The 4,522-nt window shown below is 72.8% G+C and carries 4 protein-coding genes; 2 read left to right on the plus strand and 2 right to left on the minus strand.

What is annotated here, in order from left to right; translation table 11 throughout:
* Both RIV14_RS13325 and RIV14_RS13330 read right to left on the minus strand, forming a co-directional pair.
* On the minus strand, positions 1-459 hold a 459-nt coding region (locus RIV14_RS13325; protein ID WP_309325236.1), incomplete at its 3' end, for a diacylglycerol/lipid kinase family protein.
* Positions 460-581: 122 nt separating this feature from the next.
* The gene (locus RIV14_RS13330; protein ID WP_075371955.1) at positions 582-1,514 is read right to left on the minus strand and encodes a LysR substrate-binding domain-containing protein; all 933 of its coding nucleotides are present in this window, start codon (positions 1,512-1,514) and stop codon (positions 582-584) included.
* 559 nt (positions 1,515-2,073) lie between these two features.
* Between RIV14_RS13330 and serS the strand changes: the two genes are divergently transcribed.
* Together serS and RIV14_RS13340 are read left to right on the plus strand one after the other, a co-directional pair.
* Positions 2,074-3,354, plus strand: a complete 1,281-nt coding sequence (gene serS, locus RIV14_RS13335) for a serine--tRNA ligase (protein WP_070662586.1) — start codon at positions 2,074-2,076, stop codon at positions 3,352-3,354.
* Positions 3,355-3,365: 11 nt separating this feature from the next.
* Positions 3,366-4,430 carry an HAD family hydrolase gene (locus RIV14_RS13340; protein ID WP_428978892.1) on the plus strand — a complete coding sequence of 355 codons (1,065 nt, stop codon included), beginning with the start codon at positions 3,366-3,368 and terminating at the stop codon, positions 4,428-4,430.
* The last annotated feature ends 92 nt before the right edge of the window (positions 4,431-4,522 follow it).

A 4,522-nucleotide genomic window follows, 5' to 3' on the forward strand; every position in this document is an offset into this window, starting at 1 on the left:
GGCGACGTCGGGATCGGACCAGGGCTCGGTGCGCACCCAGGCCAGGTCGGCGGGAAGATCGACGCCGCGGGCCACCACCTGGGCCGCCGCCCGGGCATCCCCGACCGGCACCCCGAGGTTGCGGGCCGCCAGGTTCGCCGTGCCCAGCGGGACGATACCCATCTGGGCCCCGGTGCCGGCCAGGCCGGCCGCCACCGAGCGCACCGTTCCGTCACCGCCGGCGGCCACCACCAGCCTCGCCCCGGCCGCCAGAGCCAGGCGCGCCTGCATCGTGCCGGGCTCGGAGACGCTCGTCTCCAACCACACGGGCCCGGCGTAGCCGGCCTCGCGCAGCTCGCCCTCCAACAGGGAGCGCACCGCGGCGGTGACGCGCGGCTTGGAGGGGTTGACGACGACGCAGGCCAGCGGACGCCCGGTGCGCGTCGTCGCCCGGGTGCCGCCGTCGGTGCCGCCCGTCATAGGGGCAGGCTAGTCTCCCTGGCGGCCTGGGTCACGGCCCGCCAGGGGGCGGCGGGCAGGAACGGGCCGAGAGGACGCGAGAGAGCGCCTGCCGCCGGCGAGAGGCGCCCCGGAGGAAGGGCTCAGGCCTTGACAGGCGAGACGGGCAGGTCGGCCTCTCTCACCAGGCGCGAGATGAGGTCGGCCAGCTGGGCGAAGTCGGCGCCGCGGGAGGAGGAGACCCGGTGCACCAGGCCCATGCGGCGCATCGGCGCCTCGTCGCCGAAACAGGCGACGCCGTACTCCGAGGAGGGGGTCAGCAGCTGGAGCGCCCCCTCGGGGATGATCGTCACGCCGGAGCCGTGAGCGACCATGCGGGTCACCGTCGACAGGGTGGTGGCCACCGCGACCGGGGGGTGGGAGCCGTAGCGCTGGCACAGGGCCAGGGTCTGGTCGCGCAGGCAGTTGCCCTCGTCGAGCAGGAGGAGGGGCTGGTCGTCGAGCTCGGCGGGGCTCACGTCCGTGCGGCCCGCCCAGGGGTGGTCGGCGGCGGTGAGGACGACGAGCCGCTCGTCGAACATCGGGATCGCGGTGATGCGCTGAAGGTCGTCCTCCAAGGCGATGATGGCCGCGTCGAGGCGCCCCTGGGCGAGCTGGTCGAGGTTGTCCCCGGTGACCATCTCACGCAGGTCCAGGTCCATCTGGGGCAGGGCCTCACGCAGGCCGTCAATGAGGACGGGGGCCAGGTAGGGCGCGATGGTGGGGATGACGCCCAGGCGCATCGTGCCGCTCAGGGCGGCGCCCTGGCTGGAGGCGGCCTCGTTGAAGGCCTCGGCGGCCAGGACGGCGTCCCGGGCGTAGGGCAGCAGGGCCTCGCCCAGGGAGGTGACCAGGACGCGGCGGGTGGTGCGCTCCACCAGCTCGCCGCCGACGCGCTTCTCCAGTGCGGTGATGGCCTGGGACAGGCTGGGCTGGCTGACTCCGAGCGCGGCGGCAGCCTCACCGAAGTGCTGGTGGTCGCACAGCGCTACGAAGGCCCTCAGCTGGGAGAAGGACGGAGATGATGTGGTCGGCATGAGTTGTGGTCCTGTGGTCGGGGCCCGCATTCATGGGGGTCGGCGAGCCTGATATGACGGAGTGGCAGAAAATCGGGGACAGACGACTAGCCGGGAGGAGCGGGGAGGGCGGTGCGGTGGGAGGTGAGGGCGAGTCTCCAACGTGGCGGCTCGGAAACACCGTCGGGAACGATAGGGCGCACCGATTGAAATGGATTCTATTCACAGGTGGATTGCGTTGGTAAGAGGGGTGTGGGTCACGTTCGCCGTTCCGAGGTGGTGCGGGTGAGGGTGAGCGTGTATATGTCGCGGCCTTGCGACCCCACGCCGCTACCGCCCAATCTCCTGGATCATTCCTGGATTTCAGGGCCTTGGGTGGCGCTGGCAGTGAGCCGGCCGCCGGGGGGTCGACGTCGAATCCCACCCGTTCCGCCCTCGAGTGTTGGCTCCGCCACTCGTCCGTGACTTCGGGCGTCCCCGGCTCGCCCCGCCTCCGTCGCCCGTCGCGCTCGCGGCCCGGATCGGCCCGGGGCGCTGCTCGAATGCTGTCTGGGGCGCGGTCCTGACTACACTCAGGACCATGATCGACCTGCGTGCGCTTCGTGAGAACCCCGAGCCCTTCCGCGCCAGCCAGCGAGCCCGTGGTGCCGACGTCGATCTCGTCGACCGCGTCATCGCCGCCGACGAGACCCGCCGTCAGGCACTGGCCGCCTTCGAGAACCTCCGTGCCGAGCAGAAGCAGGTCTCCCGGTCCGTGGGGAAGGCCTCCCCGGAGGAGCGCCCGGCGATCCTGGCCAGCGCCAAGGAGCTGGCCGAGCAGGTCAAGGCCGCCGAGGCCGCCTCCTCGGCCGCCGCCGCCGAGCTCGACGACCTGGCCCGCCAGTTCGCCAACCTCATCGAGGGGGCGCCCTCGGGCGGCGAGGAGGACTACGTCGTCCTGCGCCACGAGGGCGGCGAGCCGCGCGACTTCGCCGCTGAGGGCTTCGAGCCCGCCGACCACCTGGCGATCGGCGAGGGCCTGGACATCATCGACACCCGCCGCGGCGCCAAGGTCTCCGGCGCCCGCTTCTACTACCTCAAGGGCTGGGGCATGCGCCTGGAGCTGGCCCTCATGACGGCCGCCCTGGACGCCGCCGTCGCCCACGGCTTCACCCCGATGACCACCCCCACCCTCGTCACCCCGCAGGTCATGGGCGGCACCGGCTTCCTGGGCGCCCACAGCGACGAGATCTACTACCTGCCCGCCGACGACCTCTACCTCACCGGCACCTCCGAGGTGGCCCTGGCCGGCTACCACGCCGACGAGATCCTCGACCTGTCCGCCGGGCCCAAGCGCTACATGGGCTGGTCCACCTGCTACCGGCGCGAGGCCGGGGCCGCCGGCAAGGACACCCGCGGCATCATCCGCGTCCACCAGTTCAACAAGGCGGAGATGTTCTCCTACTGCCGCCCCGAGGACGCCGAGGCCGAGCACGCCCGGCTCCTGGCCATGGAGGAGGAGATGCTGGCCCTGGTCGAGCTGCCCTACCGGGTCATCGACACCGCCGCCGGGGACCTGGGCTCCTCCGCCGCCCGCAAGTTCGACTGCGAGGCCTGGCTGCCCACCCAGCAGCGCTGGATGGAGGTCACCTCCACCTCCAACTGTACCACCTACCAGGCCCGCCGACTGGCCGTGCGCGAGCGCCGCGAGGGAGGCACGAGCCCCGTGGCCACCCTCAACGGGACCCTGGCCACCACCCGTTGGATGGTCGCCATCCTGGAGAACCACCAGCAGGCCGACGGCTCGGTGCGCGTGCCTGAGGGCCTGCGCCCCTACCTGGGCGGCCTGGAGGTCATCGAGCCCGTCGGCGCCACCGCCTGAGGGCCGGCCCCGTGAACCCCACCGGCAACGGTCCGGCCGTCAACCCCGCCACCGGCATCGCCCCGGCCGGCCAGCCCCTGACCCGCCTGGGCGGCTCCACGGAGTACGTCGGGCACCTCGAGGACGGCGCCGGACAGGCCGCAGGTACCGGCGAGCACGCTCTACGCCGTCGGCCCCTGGGACACGAGGAGTACCACGCCCTCGTCCAGGACCGGATGCGGGACCTTGACGCCCTGGAGGCCGACGGCGGCGCCCGGCTCGCGCCCGGCCACGGGCTCGTCGTCGCCCTCGACGTCGACGGCACCATCCTCGACATGGACGGGAGCGTCTCGGAGCGGGTCATGGCCTCCGTCGCCCGCCTGCGCGCCCACAAGGTCCCCGTGGTCATCTCCACCGGCCGCGGGATCGCCGCCGCCATGCCGGTGGTGCGCCACCTGGGGCTGTCCGCCGGCTGGATGGTGTGCGCCAACGGCGCCCTGACCCTGCGGCTCGACCCGGACGCCCCCGGCGGCTACGAGGTGGTCGACTCGCGCACCTTCGACCCGCGCACCGCCATCGAGACCCTTCACGCCGCCGTGCCCGACGGGATCCTCGCCGTGGAGGACCCCGGCGCCGGCTTCAAGGTCTCCCGGCTCTTCCCCGACGGCGAGCTCATCGAGGACCAGCGGGTCGTCACCTTCGACGAGCTCGTCTCCCAGCCGGTTACCCGCGTGGTCCTGCGGGCCCCGGGCATGCCCGTGGATCGCTTCTCCCAGATCGTGGCCGACTCCGGGCTGCACTCGGTGGAGTACGCCATCGGCTGGACGGCCTGGCTCGACGTCGCCCCCGAGGGCGTCACCAAGGCCTCCGCCCTCGAGGCGCTCATCGCCCGCCTGGGCGCCGACTCTGCCCACGTCCTGGCGGTCGGGGATGGCTCCAACGACGTCGAGATGATCGAGTGGGCCGGAGCCGGCGTCGTCATGGGCAGCGCGCCGCAGTGGGTGCGCGACCGCGGCGATATCCTGACCGAGCCCGTGTGGCGGGACGGCTGTGCGGCCGTCCTGGACGCCCTCATCGAACGAGTAAGGCACCCGTGATGCGACAGTCCCCCCTCCCTGTCTCCCAGCACAACTCCATCTCTGAGGAGTACGCGGCCCGCGCCGCCGGCCCGGCCGGTGGGGCGAGCGCC

This window comes from Actinomyces acetigenes, from assembly GCF_031296635.1.
Taxonomy (GTDB): domain Bacteria; phylum Actinomycetota; class Actinomycetes; order Actinomycetales; family Actinomycetaceae; genus Actinomyces; species Actinomyces acetigenes.